The sequence below is a fragment of the Micromonospora sp. SL1-18 genome (assembly GCF_047921505.1).
Classification (GTDB): Bacteria; Actinomycetota; Actinomycetes; order Mycobacteriales; family Micromonosporaceae; genus Micromonospora.
In genome coordinates this window covers 1-15745 of sequence record NZ_JBLROA010000095.1, presented here as the reverse complement: position 1 = coordinate 15745, position 15745 = coordinate 1, and the positions used below count along the sequence as shown (strand labels likewise).

The window sequence follows — 15745 nt, the reverse complement described above, 5'->3', positions numbered from 1 at the left end:
CGCGGCCCGGGCCGTGAACGCGGCCTCGATCTGGGTGAGCATCGCGTTCAAGGCCCGGGAGAGCCGGCCCAGCTCGGAGGTCGGCACCGGCCGGCCCTCCTCCGGGTCGGGCACCCGCCGGGTCAGGTCACCGCCGGCGATGGCCGCCGCGGTCCGCTCGATCTCGACGAGCGGCTTGAGACTGGTACGCACGATCCCCGCACCCACCGACGCCACGATGATCAGCACCGACCCGCCGACCAGCAAGTCGATCCAGATCAGCTCCTTGACGGCAAGGTCGACGTCCATGATGTGCTGACCGACCGCCAGCACCTTGCCGTCCTGCAGTTCCTGGTAGAGCATCCGCCATCGCCGGCCGCCCTCGGCGCGGACGGTGAATGGGTCGCCCTCTTCGTCCCTGAAGCCCGCCAGGTTGGATGGGATGGGCGGCAGGTCGTCCATCCGTAGGTTGGGGTCGTACCCGATGAGTGCGGCTTGCTGATCGTTGGCGAGCGCGACGATGTAGTCGGTGGGCAGGGTGGCCTGCGCCTGCCCGGCCACCAACTGTGGGACCACCGGCCCGAGGTAAGCGCTGGCGCTGCGCAATTCGCTGTCCACCTGCCCGATCAGGTAGTTGCGCAGGAAGTACGTGGTCAGCGAGCTGATCACGAGAAGAGCGGCGGCGACCAGGGCCAGGACCGCGGCGACCAGCTTCACCCGCAGCGGAATGGCCCGAAGGCGGCCCTTCGTGTCGTGGGCGGCGTTCACGACGCCGGCTTACGCAGCACGTAGCCGACCTCGGTACGCGTGTCGCCCTCGCGAAGCATCCGGATGACCTCGAAGCCGTCGAGGTTGGGCAGCATCACGTCGAGCACGACCAGGTCGGGCCGGTGTTCCTTGGCGGCGGCCAGCGCGGCGCTCCCGCCCGCAGCGATGGCCACGTCGAAGCCCGCGAAGCGCAGGCTCGCGGAGAGCATCACGAGGATGTTGGGATCGTCTTCGACGACGAGCAGTCGAGCTTCGGCCTGGGTAGCCACCACGTCACGCATCATCCGCGCCCAGGCTGCAGTGGCGCTGGGTGGATCCTGAAAGGAACCTGTGAGCATGGCGCTGCGCCGGACAGAGGACACGCGGCCTGTGCGGTACTCGGTGCGCGGCAGGTTCACGTGCCGCTGCCTCCCCTGATGAAGATCAGCGGGCACAGATCCGGCACAGCCGACAGCGAGAACGCATGCGAAACGTCGAGAGACACCGAGGAACGCAAGCCAGGCCAGAGGGCCGACGGGTCCACTTTCGGTGGATCTGCCACGGCCTCGCGGCTTAGGGGTTCAAACCCGACCCTCTCGCAAATCGGCGGGTCAGGAACTGGCCCGAGCAGCCCCTATGCCGTATTCGTGTCGCATGGCGGGCGTTGGCTCGCATAACAGCAGGTCAGCGCCGTGAGCTTCGTGGTCTTGAAAACCGGTAAGGCAGCGATGTCTTCGTGGGTTCGAATCCCACACCCTCCGCCCCTGCGGGCATCATGGCCCGGCTCGGCCCCGTCCAGCGCCGCGAGCACGTCGTGGCCGCGCTCGCGGAGCCGATGGGCCAGCGCCGGCGGATACATCTCGTCGAGCAGCAGGCCCGTCATGCGGAGCGACGCCGGAGTAGACCCTGCTCCGCCTGCCAGAGCCGCTCCTTCCGCTCGGCGGCTTCGTGATTCGCCCTGATCAGCAGGTCGATCTCCGCCGAGTAGGTGGCGTAATAGCGCAGCGCGGTAGCGATCTGCTCGCGGCCGAGGCCGGTGACCTCCATCAGCTCCGCGGCGAGTTCCTCGCCCTCCAGGCCGGGCGACTCGGCCTGCACCGCGTGCAGGGCACCAACCACCTCCCAGACGTCAGGGCCGCCGCTGAGCGCGGCCCGCCGACCGGCGGGACCCGCGCGAAAGATCACCCCAGGGTGCTCGTACGTCCGGAGCGACTCGTCCACGAACATGTTGGCCACGGACGACGAGGAGGAACCGGGGTGCTCCCGCACGTAGCGGTCGAGGCGGGCGAGCACGCCCTCGTCGAAGCGTACGGATCGGGGACTACCCATGACTACAGTGTCGCCAGGCGTGCCACGACGTTTCCGGACACGGCGCGCTTTCGGTTCGATCGCGCCTGCGGAAGGGGTATGAAGGTGCGCAGGAATTCGCGTACCCGGAAGGAACGTCCCGATGACCCTGGAACGACCGATCGCCCCGGACCCGTACGAGCTGCTGCCGATGGTGCCGTCGTTCACGCTGACCAGCGACGACGTACGCAACGGCGAGCCGATGGATGCGCGGCACGCGCACGGCAGCACCGGCGGCGGGAACGTCTCCCCGCAGCTGTCCTGGTCCGACTTCCCGAACGAGACCAAGGGCTTCGTGGTGACCTGCTTCGACCCGGACGCCCCGACCGGCAGCGGCTTCTGGCACTGGGTGCTGGTGAACGTGCCCGCGTCGGTGACCGAGCTGGTCAGCGGGGTGAAGGAGAGTGATCTCGGCGGTGCCTTCAGCGTCCGCAACGACTACGGTGACACCGGCTACGGCGGGGCCGCGCCGCCGTCCGGCGACCGCCCGCACCGCTACGTCTTCGCCGTGCACGCGCTGGACGTGGACCGCCTCGACGTGGGCCCCGGCGCCAGCCCGGCCTACGTCGGCTTCAACCTGGCGTTCCACACCCTGGCCCGGGCGGTCATCCGCCCGACGTACCAGATCCCCGGCTGATCGGCTGTTAGGAGGGGCCCCTTGTTAACGCCTGGGTGTTAACAAGGGGCCCCTCCTTGCACCTCAGCCCGGGACGCGGGCAACCGCGAAGACGGACTGGCCGAACGGGGGACGCAGCCGCTGCTCGGCCGCCTTGGTGGCGGGGAGGACCAGGGTGTCGTAGATCTTCACCATCGGGCCCTCCTTCGGCATCAGCCGGAAGACCTTGGTGGCCATGAAGTAGCCGATCAGGCCGAGCGCGTTGGCGTAGTGGATCTTTTCTACGGTGAGGCCGGCCTCGGCCATCGCGGCGGCGAGACTCTTCTTCGTGTAGCGCCGGACATGGCCGGTGGCGATGTCCGCCGGGCTCATCGCGAACTGGAACGCCGGCACGATGATGATCACTGCCCCACCGGGCCGGATCAGGTCGCGCATGCTGCGCAGCGCGCCCACGTGGTCCTCGATGTGCTCCAGCACGTTGTACGACACGGCAGCGCTGTAGTCGCCGCGCTCGGTGTGCGGCAGCAGCATCTGCCGGACCTCGACGGTGGGGTGGTCGGCCAGCCGTTCCTTGAGCCGGACCAGCCGGTCCGGGTCCGCCTCGGTGGCGGTGATCCGCGGCAGGCGCTCCGACCACTCCAGCGCGTAGTCCCCGAGGCCGCTGCCGATCTCGATCGGGTTGTCACCGAGGTAGGGCACCGCCAGCTCGACGAACCACCGGCGGTGGTTGACTGCCATCGCCAGGCCTTCGAGCACCTCTGACTGGACGCGCTGATCCCCAGTGATTTTTGCCATGCGTCGATTCCTCACGATATGACTGACCCGCGCCTGGACCGACAGAGTCAACCATCCAGATGGATGACATGGAATCGGGTACCGGGGGTGGCTGAATTGCGGTCGGGGGTGGGCACGTGATCGGCGGTCGGCGAACTCGGCACATAGTACGCCAGTACCCAGAAACGTGTCACGGCCCGACCATTCTTGACTACGCTCTGAATTGCCATGACTACTCCTGAATCGGACGCCGCCCGTGGTGCGGCCAGCGAGGATCGGCTCGACGAGGGCGGATGGCCGGGGCGGGGAAGGTGGATCGACGCGGCCGCCGTGCTCAGTTTCGTGCTGCTGGCGTTCTGGGTGACCGCTCGGTTCTGGCTGCACCCCGACCACGGCATACGGGACAACCGTTCCGATCAGGCGCAGTTTCAGTGGATGATGGCGCACGGTGCGCGAGTGGTGACCGACTTCGTCTATCCGTTCGCCTCGGACCGGATGAATGTCCCGGACGGCGTCAATTTGATGGCAAATACGTCGGTTTTATCCATTTCTCTGCCAATGACGCCGATCACCGTACTGTTCGGGCCGCGTACCGCTTTTCTGGTCTTTCTCACGGCCGGAATGATCGCCACCGGGGTGGCCTGGTATTTCCTGCTCTCCCGGGTGCTGATCCGCAGCCGGGGACCGGCCTGGCTCGGGGCCGGCTTCTGCGCCTTCGCCCCGGCGATGGTCTCGCACGCCAACGCGCATCCCAACATCGTCAGCCAGTTCGTGGTGCCATTGATCATCTGGCGGACGCTGCGCCTGACCGAACCGGGGCGGTGGCTGCGTAACGGCGTGCTGCTCGGCCTGGTGATCGTCTGGCAGGCCTTCCTCAACCTGGAGATCCTGCTGATGGCAGCGATCGGGCTCGGCGTGGTGATCCTCGCCGTCGCCATCGGCCGGCCGGAGCTGCGCCGGGCGGCCCGGCCCTTCGGCGCCGGGCTCGGGGTGGCCGTCGTCGTCGCCGGGGCACTGCTGGCGTACCCGCTCCACGTGCAGCTCGCCGGGCCCGGTGCCTACCAGGGGCTGTCCCGGCTGATCCGGGGCTACCGCACCGACCTCGCCTCGTACGTCGCCTGGTCCCGGGAATCGCTCGCCGGGGACGCCCGCACCAGCGCCCACCTCGTCAAGAACCCCACTGAAGAGAACGCCTTCTTCGGCTGGCCGCTCGCCGTCGGAGTGGTCGCGCTGGTCTGGTGGCTGCGCCGTAACGTCGTCGTCCTCGGCCTGGCCGCGGTCGGCGTCGTCTTCGTCCTTTTCTCCCTCGGCCGGGAGATCCGGCTCGACGGGCGGGACACCGGCATCCCGGGCCCATGGGCCGCGTTGGAGAAACTGCCGCTCCTGCACTCGGTGGTGCCCACCCGCTGGTCGCTGGCGCTCACCCCGATCGTCGGCGTCCTCCTCGCGCTCGGCGCGGACCAAACCCGGAGGCTGGTTCGGCGCCATCCCGCCGCCCGCCGGCAGATCCGCTTCGCCACCGCCACCGTGCTGACGATGGCACTGCTGCCGCTGCTGCCCACACCGCTGCCCTCGGTACGCCTCAAGCCGGTACCCGCGTTCGTCACCTCCGGCGCCTGGCGGCCGTACGTCGCCGGCGGGCACAGCGTGGTCACCCTGCCGCTGCCGGACACCGACTACAGCGAGCCACTGCGCTGGGCCGCCGAGACCCGGCTGGGCATGCCACTGGCCCGCGGTTACTTCCTCTATCCGGACACCCGCCCCGGTGCCGGCCGGGTGGCGCTGTTCACCGCCCCGCCCCGCCCCACCAGCACCTTCTTCATCAGGGTCCGGCGTACCAACGGGGTGCCGCCGATCACGCCGCAGGACCGGGCGGCCGCGGTGGACGACCTGCGCTACTGGCGGGCCGGGGCGGTGATCCTCGACCCCCGGCTACGCCAGGCCGAAGCGCTGCGCCAGGGGATGACCGAGCTGACCGGCGTCGAGCCGGTCTCGGTCGGCGGGATGTGGCTCTGGGACGTCCGCCCGCTGGTCGACTGAGCGGCGGGCCCGCCCGCCTGGGATCAAGAAGGGCGGACGCAGCAGCCCTGGCAGATCTTGGGCCGCGGCAGGGTGAAGGCGAGGCAGCAGGTACGCCGCTGCACCGTCGGCTTGCCAGCCGGGCCGGGCACCAGCTCCACCAGGTCGCTGAGGTCGAGCGCGTCGAGCAGCGTGCCGATGGCCTCTGTGGCAGAGCCGGGAAGCGCGTCCGAGGCGAGCAGGATGCCGTGCGCGATGCCGGAGGCGACCGAGCCCAGCAGCGTACGCGTGCCGATCCGGACTTCGCTCTGGATAGCGGCGATCAGCGGGGCGAAATGGGCGTCGAGCAGCGAGGCGCGCAGCACGTCGAGCAGCGCCGCGTCGCCGGCGACCACCCGTACGCCCGGTGGGCCGGTCAGCGCCAGCGGGTCGCCGGGCAGCACCGCGACCGTGGTCGAACTGCGCAGACCCAGGGTGAGCAGCCGCTGGTGGTCCGCGAAGTGGATGAGCACGTCGGCTGGGTCGAGCAGCGGCACCCGCCGGGCCGAGGCCCAGCCGAGCACCGCCGGAAGCGCGGCCCAGTAGCTGTACGACTTCCAGGCCAGCGCGGTACAGGCGTGCGGGGTTCCGCCCCATTGCCGGGCCGCTGCGTGCAGGAACTCGGGCAGCAGCGTCCCGTCGACCAGCCGGGTGGCCGGTGACCAGCGGGCCTCGTCGCCGGTGACCAGCAGGCCGGGCGCGAGCCCGGGCAGGTCGTCGGTGCCGAACATGGCGCGCAGGGTCGCGGTCACCGGGGCGAGTGGCGTGGCGGCTTCCCGCCTCGGCAGCACCGCTTTCACCTGAACCGTCCCCCGTCTGGTTGTTCCACCGGCCGGCACCCTCCGCCGCTCGAACTAAGGCTAGCCTAACCACAGTTCCAATCCGAGGGGGAGTCGCCCAGATAACAGGCGGAAGAGGTGCCGGTCGCTCCGCCGGCCCGTCGCCGCGTGCCGCGACTACCCGGCCGGGCGGGCGGGAAACGCCGCCGGGGGGCCGGCGGGCCGCGCAAGCATCGACGCACGCCGCTGAATTGTCAAGCAGAGTGTCGAATACGAGGCAGTTTCCGTACACGATCCGCCACCGAACGTGAAAATGGGCTTCCCGCGTACGAGGAAGCCGATGACGACCTCCCCCATCGAGCGTGCCGCCGACTCCTTCGCCGCTGAACTCGCCCGCCACCGGACCGGACGCGGGCTGTCCAAGAAGCAGCTGGCCACCCTGATGGGCTTCGACCCGTCGTACGTCAGCCACGTCGAGGGGCGCCGGCACCGGCCCACCGAGGACTTCGCCCGCCGGGCCGAGGCCGTCCTGGAGGCCAGCGGCGCGATCTGGCAGCGCTTCCGGGAGTACGACGAGCTGCGGCACAGCCGCTCCGGCGGGGCGCACCGGGAACTACCGGTACCCGGCCAGTGGCTGCCGCCGGGCACCGGCCTGGTCGTCGAGCGGGAGACCGCCACCCTCACCCACACCGACCGGGCCTACCACTGCGCGATCCGGCGCGAGCTCTACAACGCCGGCACCGAGCCGGTCACCCGCTACCTGGTCCGGGTCGCCGTCGACCGCTACCCCAACGACCCGGGCCGCTCCAACCGGCACCACCGGGAAAACCCGCTCACCTTCGCCGAGCTGCAGCTGGCGGCGTACCGGAACGACGGCGGCACGCGCGAGCCGATGCACTGGCGGGCCAAGCACGACCGGGACGCGTTCAAGGAGATCTGGCTGCTCTTCGAGAACGACGAGGGGCGCTTCCCGCTCTACCCCGGCGATCGGGCCACCATCGAGTACGCGTACCAGGTCGGGCGGGACAAGTGGGGCCCCTGGTTCCAACGTGCCGTACGCCTGCCCACCCGGCACCTCGCCGTCCGGCTCGACCTGCCCGCCGACCTCGAGCCGAAGGTGTGGGGGCTGGAGACCTCCCTCTCCGCCGAGGAGGGCCCGCTGCGTACCCCGATCCAGCGGTGCGACGACGGTGGCCGCGCCCGCTACGACTGGGCTACCGACGACCCGCCGCTGAACGCCCGTTACCGGTTGCAGTGGCGGTTCCGCAGCGAGCCCCCGGACACCGAGCCCGACGGCCCCGACGGCCGGGTACGGGCCAGCGACCGGATGCGTGCCCTCGGCATCGTGCAGCGCGACGACGACCTGCTCCGGCAGCCCGCCCGCCAGCTCGACCTGCCCCGCGAGGAACGGGTTGCCCGGGACGTCGTCGACCGGCTCTCCGCCATCCTGGCCCGCCTCGACGAGCTGCACCCGTTCAGCAAGGGCGTCGGCATCGCCGCCCCGCAGCTCGGGCTCGGCTGGGCCGTCGCCCTGGTCCGCCCCGCCGACCGGGCCGCCGAGCCGGTCGTCCTGATCAACCCCCGCGTGGTCGACACCGCATCCGACACGGACGAGCAGTACGAGGGCTGCCTCTCCTTCTTCGATCACCGCGGGCTGGTGCCCCGCCCGCTGCGCGTCGACGTGGAGCACGCCCAGTGGGACGGCAGCCGCGTCATCACGTCCTTCGAGTACGCGATGGCCCGCCTGGTCGCCCACGAGATCGACCACCTGGAAGGGCGGCTCTACGTCGACCGGATGACCCCCGGCGTGCCGCTGGTGCCGGTCGAGGAATACCGGGAGACCGGCAACCCGTGGCGCTACTGACCCGCCGGGACTCCGGTGCGCGGGCCGGTTGCCGGCCCGGCCCGCACACCGGGGAACGGGGGGCCGGGTCGCGTGCCCCAGGGGGCGGTGGCACGCGACCCGGCTCGGGGGGAGAAAGGTCTACAGGTTGCCGAAGGTGTCGTACCGGATGTGGTCCGGCGAGACGTCGTCGGCGGCCAGCGCGCGCAGGGTGGCCCGGACCATCGGCACGGAGCCGGAGACGTAGCAGTCGTGCGTCGTCCACGGGCCGTACCGGCTGACCACCTCGGAGATGTCGCCCAACTCGCCGTCGAAGTCCGGGTCCTCGCTGCACGCCGGGGTCACCGACAGCCACGGGTAGGCGGCCACCAGCTCCTCCAGGCCCGGCAGGCCGTACAGCTCCTCCGGGCGGCGGGCGCCGTAGAAGACGTGCACCCAGCGGGTCCGGTTGACCCGGGTCAGCTCCTCCACCAGCGCCTTGATCGGGGCCAGTCCGACCCCGCCGGCCACACAGAGGATGTCCCGGCTGGAGGAGCGGTCCAGCGTCATCGACCCCATCGGCGCGGCCACCCGCAACAGGTCCCCCGGCTTCGTGCGGCGGACCAGCGCCCCGGACACCCAGCCCGCCGCCCCGGCCGGCGTACGCACGTGGAACTCGAGCACGTTCTCGTCGTTCGGGGCATTCGCCACCGAGTACGTCCGCCACACCCGCGGGTGGTACCGGGGCGCCTCGATGCTGACGTACTGGCCGGCCTGCCACGGCAGCGGGTGCTGGAGGGCGCGTACGGTCAGCACGGCCGTGTCCGGGCCGTACCGCTCGTGGGTGAGCACCTCGGCGTGCCAGAACGGCGGGTTGTCGTCGGCCGCCGCCCCGGCGAGCATCCGCTCGCAGATGCTCGCGTACGCCTCCCGCCACGCCTGGTCGTACTCCAGGTTCCAGCCGTCCCCGGCGATGCTGCGCAGCGCGTCCAGCAGCGCGACGCCCATCGTCTCGTAGTGCGCGGCGTCGACGTGGTACTTCCGGTGGTCCCGGCCCAGCGCGCGCAGGTACTCGTCGAAGCTCTCCGGGTCGCCCACCGTCTGGGTGGCGGCGACGATCGCTTCCAGGATCCGGTCGCCCTGGCCGCTCATCTGCACCGGGAAGAGTTGGCGCAGCTCCGGGTCGAGGAGGAACAGCCGGGCGTAGAAGTGACCGCTCAGCCGTTTCCGGTGCTCCTCGACCAGGGTCCAGCTCTCCTTCAGCAGCCGCGCGAAGTTCTCCACAGGGCCACGCTCCTTCCCTGACGGCGGATCGGGCACAGACAGAATCTCCACGGAGCGTGCGAACCGGTCGCACAGAATGTGCGACCGGCTCACTTGGGTGCCGAGGCGCCACCACGTGCGGCACAGTGGTCCGGTGACGGTTGACGAGCTCGCCCGGCCGGTGTCCCATCGGACCCTGGGCACCGAGACGCTGCTGGTGCTCGGCCTCTCCCTCGGGCAGTCGGCGATGTACGCGCTGGTCTCGCTGGTCGCCAAGCTGACCGCCGCCGGCGGACTCGCCAAGCAGACCGCCGCGTTGAACACCTCCGCGTCGGCCCGGCCGTACCTCGACCTGACGTACCAGCTTCTCGGCATCTTCTTCGCGCTGCTGCCGGTGCTGCTCGCCGTACACCTGCTGGCGCGCGACCCTGGCGACCCGCCGCGGATTCTCGGGGTGGACCTGACCCGGCCCGGGTCGGACCTGGCCCGGGGCGCGGGCCTGGCGGCGCTGATCGGCCTGCCCGGGCTGGCGCTGGTCTGGGCGGCGGCGCAGCTCGGCCTCAACGCCACCCTGGTCCCGGCCGCCCTGCCGCACCTGTGGTGGGCGGTGCCGGTGCTGATCCTCGCCGCCGTGCAGAACGCCGTGCTGGAGGAGGTGATCGTGGTCGGCTATCTGGTCACCCGGCTCCGGCAGCTCGGCTGGCGGCTCGGAGCGGTGCTCGCGGCGAGCGCCGTGCTACGCGGCTCCTACCACCTCTACCAGGGCTTCGGCGCCTTCGTCGGCAACGCGGTGATGGGCGTGGTGTTCAGCCTCTTCTTCCTGCGTACGCGGCGGGTGGCCCCGCTGATCGTCGCGCACACCCTGCTCGACGTGGTCGCCTTCGTCGGCTACGCGCTGCTGCCCAAGTCCTGGTTCAGCTGGCTCTGACCGGCCGCCCCCCGGCCGTGGCCTCATGGGCTCGGCGGGTTGCGGCATGTCGGGCTGTTCGCAGCTGAGGACAGCCCAACATGCCGCACGTTGTGTTGGCGTAGGTCAGCGCGGCCGGGCTGGTCGGTAGATGGCGACGGCGCGGGCGGCCAACCGCTCGGCGGCAGCCGAGCCACCCGCCGCAGCGGCGAGCACCCCCGCGCCCGGCAGCAGCCGCGCCGCCACCCGCAGCCCCAGCCAGCCGCCGACCTGCGCGGCCAGCGGTGTCGCCAACCGCCAGGCCGCCTCGGCCGCCCGTGGCCACGGCCCGTCCGCCGGTGCGCCCGCCGACCGGACCGCCTCGACCGCCGCCCGGGCAGCGCCGATATCCGGGTGCACCTGGGTCAGCACCAGCAGCTCGGCCACCCGGTCCGGATGTCCGGGATCCCGGCCGTAGACCGCCGCCAGGTGCAGCACCAGGCTGGCCTGCGCCCACAGCACCGCGGCCAGCTCCGCCACCGGCGCGAAGAGGCCGGCACCCGCCGCGACCATCCCACCCGTACCGGCCAGCCGGACGAACCGTCGGGCCGCCAGCCGGGCCAGCCCGTCGGCGTCCGCGTCGGGGTAGGTCCCCCGGGTCCGATCCACCCAGCCCCGGGCAACCGGCCCGAGCGCGTCCACCGCGGCGAGGGCCAGCAGTTCCGGCGCGAAACCCGGGTGGTCGGGCAGGCGCGCGATCAGCGCCCGCCACCCCGCCGCGGGGGTACGCCCCGACTCCTGGCCGTACGGCGCGCTGGGGCCGGTCATCGCCGTGGTGGCCTGCCGCGTACCCGGTTCCGGACCAGTGGCGGCGGCTGTGCTCTGCGCGGGGGTGGCTTTTCTGGCCGTGGTGGCCTTCTTCGCGGGGGTGGCTTTCCTGGCCGCAGTGGTCTCCTTCGCCGGGGTGGTTTTCCTAGCCCTGGTGGCCTTCTTGGCCGGGGTGGCTTTTCTAGCCGTGGTGCTCTCCTTCGCCAGCGTGCTCTCCTCCGTGGCCGCCCTCGCCGGGGTGGCCGCCTCCCTCGGGATGGTTGCCTTCTTCGCCGCCGGCGCGGCCCGCCTCGCCGGGGCCGCCTTCCTGGTCGTGACGCGGCCGGCCGGCGTCGAGGCCTCGCCCGCCTCCGGCCCGCCGTCGGCCGGGTCTGTCGCCGGCCGGCTGTTCGCGCCCGGCGTCAAGCCCGGGCCAGACGGGGCCTCCAACGCGCCGGAGGCGGTGGCGGCCTCGCCCGTGCCGGAGGCGGTGGCGGCCTGGTCGACGGGCGGGGCCGGGTCCGCGGGCGGGCGGGGGCGGGGTGCCGCGGCGTACGGCCCACCCTGCGTTCGATCGGCCTCGGCGGCCCGGGGCACTACCGCCGGGGCAGGCGGCGTCTTCCGCGTCTGATCGTGTACGGCGGCCCCGGGCGCGACCGCCGGGTCGGGCGGCTGGAAGAGCACGGTGGGAACGACCCTGGCCTGCCTGGTCCGGGGCGGTGTCCCGCCCTCGGTCTCGGCGGGTTCCGCCGGCGCGGCGGGCGCTTCGGGAGCCGGCGGCGGGGTGAAGGCCGGCTGGGGGGAGCGGCTCCGCCGGGCGTCGGCGGCAGGCTCGCGACGGGGCGGATTGCTCGGCGGCTGCTCCTGCATATCGATGAAGCCTAGTCCGGAGTGTGACGCCGCACACGGGGGAAACGCAGCGGGCGGCCCCCTTGCCGGTAGTCGCTTTGCCCCGGGCCGGGGCGGACCTGTATCCTCGGGCGCGGTGGTCTCCGGGCCACCGGGGAGACTTCGCCTAGTCTGGTCTATGGCGCCGCACTGCTAATGCGGTTGGGGTCTTAAAGCCCCTCCCGGGTTCGAATCCCGGAGTCTCCGCGCGAAAGCCAGGTGTGTAGACTGGCTGAGCACCAAGCGCCCGTAGCTCAACGGATAGAGCATCTGACTACGGATCAGAAGGTTAGGGGTTCGAGTCCCTTCGGGCGCGCCAATCTGAACAGGGGAAACGCACAGGGCCGGTCGCTTGCGACCGGCCCTGACAGCAACCGGTGACAGCAACGTCATTCCTCAGGCTCCTCATCGAGCAGGCCACCCAGCTGATCCAGCGCCGCCCGCTTGTCATCCAGGCTCACATGCCCGTAGATCGTCATGGTCATTTCCAACGTGCTGTGCCCCACGATGTCCATCACCGTCCGGGGCGGCACGCCCAGGGCGAGCAGCACGGAGACGCAGCCGTGCCGGAGATCATGAAGCCGGATCGCGGGCAGCCCTGCCGCCGCACATTGGTCCTGAACGAGCCGAGTGCAGTTGCGCGGATCCAGCGGCGTGCCGATCGGCGTCGTGAAGACGTAGCCGAGGCTCGGCCACTTCGCCCCGAGCGCCAGCCGCTCCGCCTCCTGGCCCTGCTGGTGATCGCGGAGCGTCCGCACGACCAGCTTCGGCAGCGGCACGGCTCGGGCCGATCGCTGCGTCTTCGTCGGGAAGGTTGCCAACTGCCCCTCGACCCGATGCAGGCTGCGCCGCACCCGCAGGACGCCCGCTTCCAGGTCCACGTCATCCCACCGCAGCCCCAGCGCCTCACTGCGACGAAGACCAAGCACCGCGAACACCACGAACAGCGCGTGCAGTCGGTGATCCCGCGTTGCGTTCAGCAGCGCTCGCACCTGCTGGACCGTCAACGGCTCCCGCTCCTGCTTTGCCGGACGGGGAGCCCGGACCAACTTCGCCACGTTGCGTGGGATGATCTCCTCCCGCATGGCGTCTTCCAGGGCCGCCCGCAGCACCGCATGTGCCAGCTGAGCCGTCCGCTCGCCCACACCGTCAGCGGCGAGCGTGGCGAGGAATTGCCGAACGTCTCGGGCGCCCAGCTGGCCTAGGCGCTTCCGGCCGAGCTTCGGCACGAGGTACTTCGCGATCAGGTCCCGGTACGAGCGGGCAGTGTTCGGCCGCACCCGAGGGGCCGCTACCTGCTCGATCCACTCTTCGAGGTACCGGGCGACCGTCAGGCCGGCGGGAGCCAGCGGCGCGCCCGCCCGGACCTGCTTGCGGATCTCGACAAGCTTCGTCTCCACCTCCTCCGGTGACCGGCCGTAGACGTAACGACGCGACTCCCCACCGCCCGGCTTCGGCACGAAGTACGCCGCCGTCCACCGGCCGTCCTTGCGAAGGTAGATCGAGCCCTCACCGTTGCCCCGCTTGGACCGCCGCGGCTTCCGCTCCGACGGCGGCTGTTCGTCCGGTCGCGTCACTCTTCCTCCCCGGCTTCCAGGCGAGCCACGTAGTCCCGCAGGGCAGTTGCCGAGATCCGACGCGAACCGCCGGCCTTGACCGACCGCAGCTGGCCCGAGCGGATCAGGTCGAAGACCTTGGACCGACCGACGTTCAAAACCCGAGCCACCTGCTCCGGGCGGAGCAACAGCGGCGGCAGGTCATTGGCTGGCAGCTCCCACAGCTGCGCGGGGACCGGACGCAGGTCCGAGATGGTCACCGTTCCTCCTTGTCGTGGCCGTCGAGAGAAGTTGCCGAAACATCTGGCGGGTCGGCGGCCCGCCTCGCGGCGTCGAGTTGCGCGCGCCATTGGATGCGTTCGGAGATGGCGCGTAGGACGCGGTGGCCGAGTGGTGGGACGTCGGGGTCGGTGGGTTTGGCGAGTTCCCAGGCGTGCCGGACGGTGTCGGAGCCGGTGGGGGCGGTGCCGGCGTCGGTGGTGACGCCGAGCAGGGCTTTGACCCATTCGCGTCGGTCGGCGCGGTGGTCGGTGAGGGTTTTGCCGGACCATTGGCGGGAGATGAGGACGCGTCGGCCGCCGATGCCGAGGGTTTCGCGCTTGTGGACCTTGTTCTTGCAGTTGCCCGGCTTCAACCCGGGCCGGGCTTTCTTGGGTTGGATGCCGTAGAGCAGCCAGTTGGCGCACCGCTCCGAACACGGCGTGTGCCGCAACTCCTGCCACAGCCGTTCGAGGTGCGCCCGCTGCCGGCCGGTGGTCACCTGGTGGCAGTCGGCGGCTTGCTTGGTGAGGTACTTGGTGATGTAGCCGACGCAACGGTCGGCGTCCTTGGTGCCGGCGAGCACGCCCTTGGCGTCGACCTGGACGCCGAAGCGGACGACGTGCACCGGCTCAGCGTCGGGGTCGGCGTCGACCAGGTCCAGGGCGTCATCCCACGATGGCAGCAGTTCCCCCGAGTCCGGGTCGGTGTAGCCGCCCGCATTGGCGTCCCACTGCGGCGCCCTCCCCGACTCGTAGACCAGCTCGGTGGCGGGCGGCCACCACACCTGGTGATACGTCGCGGCAGCCACCTGCCGGACCAGCGCCCGGGGGATGGTGCCGCGTATGGCGAAGTGCGCGTGAGGGGCCAGTCGGCGTTGCGGTTCGACCGCTCCGGCGTATTGGACGTTCCAGCCGACTGCCCGGCGCAGGTTCTGCCAGAACCGGTCCAGGAGGCGGGGGAAGTGCACGGCGTCCCAGGCGGCCCGCCGGTAGTCGTAGCTGTCCGGGTCTACCGGTGTCCCGTCGGAGTGCACACGGCCGTAGGAGCCGAGGGTGAGGGTGAGGAACATCGATGGCCGGAACACCTGCCCGCCGTGCCCTTCGTAGGTGCGCCCGACGGTGCGGTTGTCGACGGGCAGGCGGGGCAGGTCCGAGGCGTCCTGCCGCCGCTTGGTGGACCGCACGCGGCGTTTGCCGTCGTTGTCGTCCTGGTCGTCGGTGGCGTGTGGGGGTGCGGGTCGGCCTCGGAGTCCTTCGGTGGTGATTTGGGCTTCCAGTTCCCCGATGGCGTCGTCCAGGTCGGCTACCTGATCCCACTGCGATGCGCGGGCGGCTTCGTCGCGGGCGAACTCGAGATGCGCGCGGGCGACGATCAGGCCGCGTTGCGCGTCGGTGGCGGGTTGGGGGCCGGGGTCGGGTTCGTCGTCGCGGTGCCAGCCTTCGCGGATCTGCTGCTGCCGTAGCCGGCGGGCACGGGTGGCGCAGGCCGGGCACTTGGCTTCCTGGGTGGCCCCGCATGGCATGTCGATGACCTCGGTCAGACCGGAGTCCAGGTCGGTGCGGCGGAGGCTGACGGGGCGGGTGCAGACGCCGTAGTCGGCCGCCAGATCCTTGACGACGTCGACGGAGCGGGGCATGAGCATGCGGGCGGCCCGGGAGCCCGGCCTGGGCTCCACCGGGGTGGTGGGGTCGAGGCCGGGCAGCGTCGGGGCGATCGTCATCGGCCCACCTCCACCGACGCGAGATCCCGGACCCGGAGCGCCGGGCGGGGAGCGGCGGTCGGGGTGGTGTGGTCGTCCCGGCGGGGGTCGAACAAGGCCACACCCGTCCGGGTGGTCTTGGCCCGGTACATCGCAGCGTCAGCGTCGGCGAGGGTGGCCGCTAGGCCGGCCGGGTTGGTGGGGGCGAGGCCGATGCTGGCGGTCACCGACACGACGGCACCGGAGGGCAGCCGGACCGGTGC

General features: G+C 71.4%; 15 protein-coding genes, 2 tRNA genes and 2 pseudogenes. 7 read left to right on the top strand and 12 right to left on the bottom strand.

Annotation, left to right across the window (positions count from 1 at the left end):
• The 4 genes and pseudogenes from ACNAW0_RS27990 to ACNAW0_RS27975 all read right to left on the bottom strand — a co-directional run.
• Positions 1-747 (bottom strand): HAMP domain-containing protein (locus ACNAW0_RS27990; protein WP_416291016.1); only part of this gene is annotated, 747 nt, incomplete at its 3' end.
• Positions 747-1019: pseudogene (locus tag ACNAW0_RS27985) on the bottom strand (response regulator); the annotation flags it as partial. The gene ACNAW0_RS27990 and the pseudogene ACNAW0_RS27985, both read right to left, overlap by 1 nt.
• 341 nt (positions 1020-1360) lie before the next feature.
• Positions 1361-1609 (bottom strand): hypothetical protein, encoded by a 249-nt coding sequence (locus ACNAW0_RS27980; protein ID WP_416291015.1) that lies wholly within the window; start codon positions 1607-1609, stop codon positions 1361-1363.
• Positions 1606-2055, bottom strand: coding sequence for a hypothetical protein (locus tag ACNAW0_RS27975; RefSeq protein ID WP_416291014.1), 450 nt, complete (start codon positions 2053-2055; stop codon positions 1606-1608). The genes ACNAW0_RS27980 and ACNAW0_RS27975 overlap by 4 nt, the downstream gene beginning before the upstream one ends.
• A gap of 121 nt (positions 2056-2176) precedes the next feature.
• Here ACNAW0_RS27975 and ACNAW0_RS27970 point away from each other — a divergent pair, with 121 nt between their 5' ends.
• Positions 2177-2710 carry a YbhB/YbcL family Raf kinase inhibitor-like protein gene (locus ACNAW0_RS27970; protein ID WP_416291013.1) on the top strand — a complete coding sequence of 178 codons (534 nt, stop codon included), beginning with the start codon at positions 2177-2179 and terminating at the stop codon, positions 2708-2710.
• A gap of 63 nt (positions 2711-2773) precedes the next feature.
• Here ACNAW0_RS27970 and ACNAW0_RS27965 read toward each other — a convergent pair whose 3' ends face one another.
• Positions 2774-3484 (bottom strand): class I SAM-dependent methyltransferase, encoded by a 711-nt coding sequence (locus tag ACNAW0_RS27965; RefSeq protein ID WP_416291012.1) that lies wholly within the window; start codon positions 3482-3484, stop codon positions 2774-2776.
• 207 nt (positions 3485-3691) lie between these two features.
• Here ACNAW0_RS27965 and ACNAW0_RS27960 point away from each other — a divergent pair, with 207 nt between their 5' ends.
• Positions 3692-5503 carry a hypothetical protein gene (locus ACNAW0_RS27960; RefSeq protein ID WP_416291011.1) on the top strand — a complete coding sequence of 604 codons (1812 nt, stop codon included), beginning with the start codon at positions 3692-3694 and terminating at the stop codon, positions 5501-5503.
• Between the two features lie 23 nt (positions 5504-5526).
• Here ACNAW0_RS27960 and ACNAW0_RS27955 read toward each other — a convergent pair whose 3' ends face one another.
• Positions 5527-6309 carry a hypothetical protein gene (locus tag ACNAW0_RS27955; RefSeq protein WP_416291018.1) on the bottom strand — a complete coding sequence of 261 codons (783 nt, stop codon included), beginning with the start codon at positions 6307-6309 and terminating at the stop codon, positions 5527-5529.
• 331 nt (positions 6310-6640) lie between these two features.
• Here ACNAW0_RS27955 and ACNAW0_RS27950 point away from each other — a divergent pair, with 331 nt between their 5' ends.
• Positions 6641-8164: a peptide deformylase gene (locus ACNAW0_RS27950; protein ID WP_416291010.1), complete on the top strand. Its 1524-nt coding sequence runs from the start codon at positions 6641-6643 to the stop codon at positions 8162-8164.
• A gap of 120 nt (positions 8165-8284) precedes the next feature.
• Here the strand turns inward: ACNAW0_RS27950 and ACNAW0_RS27945 are convergent, their stop codons facing one another.
• Positions 8285-9406, bottom strand: a complete 1122-nt coding sequence (locus ACNAW0_RS27945) for a globin domain-containing protein (RefSeq protein WP_416291009.1) — start codon at positions 9404-9406, stop codon at positions 8285-8287.
• A gap of 133 nt (positions 9407-9539) precedes the next feature.
• Between ACNAW0_RS27945 and ACNAW0_RS27940 the strand changes: the two genes are divergently transcribed.
• Positions 9540-10313, top strand: coding sequence for a CPBP family intramembrane glutamic endopeptidase (locus tag ACNAW0_RS27940; protein ID WP_416291008.1), 774 nt, complete (start codon positions 9540-9542; stop codon positions 10311-10313).
• A 105-nt stretch (positions 10314-10418) separates the two neighbouring features.
• On the opposite strand, the gene ACNAW0_RS27935 is transcribed toward ACNAW0_RS27940, so the two are convergent.
• Entirely contained in the window at positions 10419-11099 is a 681-nt protein-coding gene (locus ACNAW0_RS27935) for a hypothetical protein (protein ID WP_416291007.1), read from the bottom strand.
• A gap of 64 nt (positions 11100-11163) precedes the next feature.
• Here ACNAW0_RS27935 and ACNAW0_RS27930 point away from each other — a divergent pair, with 64 nt between their 5' ends.
• The 3 genes from ACNAW0_RS27930 to ACNAW0_RS27920 all read left to right on the top strand — a co-directional run bounded on the left by ACNAW0_RS27930 (position 11164) and on the right by ACNAW0_RS27920 (position 12285).
• Positions 11164-11709: a hypothetical protein gene (locus tag ACNAW0_RS27930; RefSeq protein WP_416291006.1), complete on the top strand. Its 546-nt coding sequence runs from the start codon at positions 11164-11166 to the stop codon at positions 11707-11709.
• A gap of 373 nt (positions 11710-12082) precedes the next feature.
• Positions 12083-12173, top strand: a tRNA-Ser gene (locus ACNAW0_RS27925).
• Positions 12174-12209: 36 nt separating this feature from the next.
• Positions 12210-12285 (top strand) — tRNA-Arg (locus ACNAW0_RS27920).
• A 70-nt stretch (positions 12286-12355) separates the two neighbouring features.
• Here ACNAW0_RS27920 and ACNAW0_RS27915 read toward each other — a convergent pair.
• The 4 genes and pseudogenes from ACNAW0_RS27915 to ACNAW0_RS27900 all read right to left on the bottom strand — a co-directional run.
• Positions 12356-13543 carry a tyrosine-type recombinase/integrase gene (locus ACNAW0_RS27915; protein WP_416291005.1) on the bottom strand — a complete coding sequence of 396 codons (1188 nt, stop codon included), beginning with the start codon at positions 13541-13543 and terminating at the stop codon, positions 12356-12358.
• The gene (locus tag ACNAW0_RS27910; RefSeq protein WP_416291004.1) at positions 13540-13782 is read right to left on the bottom strand and encodes a helix-turn-helix domain-containing protein; all 243 of its coding nucleotides are present in this window, start codon (positions 13780-13782) and stop codon (positions 13540-13542) included. The genes ACNAW0_RS27915 and ACNAW0_RS27910 overlap by 4 nt, the downstream gene beginning before the upstream one ends.
• Positions 13779-15503, bottom strand: a complete 1725-nt coding sequence (locus ACNAW0_RS27905) for a replication initiator (protein ID WP_416291003.1) — start codon at positions 15501-15503, stop codon at positions 13779-13781. The genes ACNAW0_RS27910 and ACNAW0_RS27905 overlap by 4 nt, the downstream gene beginning before the upstream one ends.
• Positions 15500-15745, bottom strand: a pseudogene (locus ACNAW0_RS27900) (GGDEF domain-containing protein); the annotation flags it as partial. The gene ACNAW0_RS27905 and the pseudogene ACNAW0_RS27900, both read right to left, overlap by 4 nt.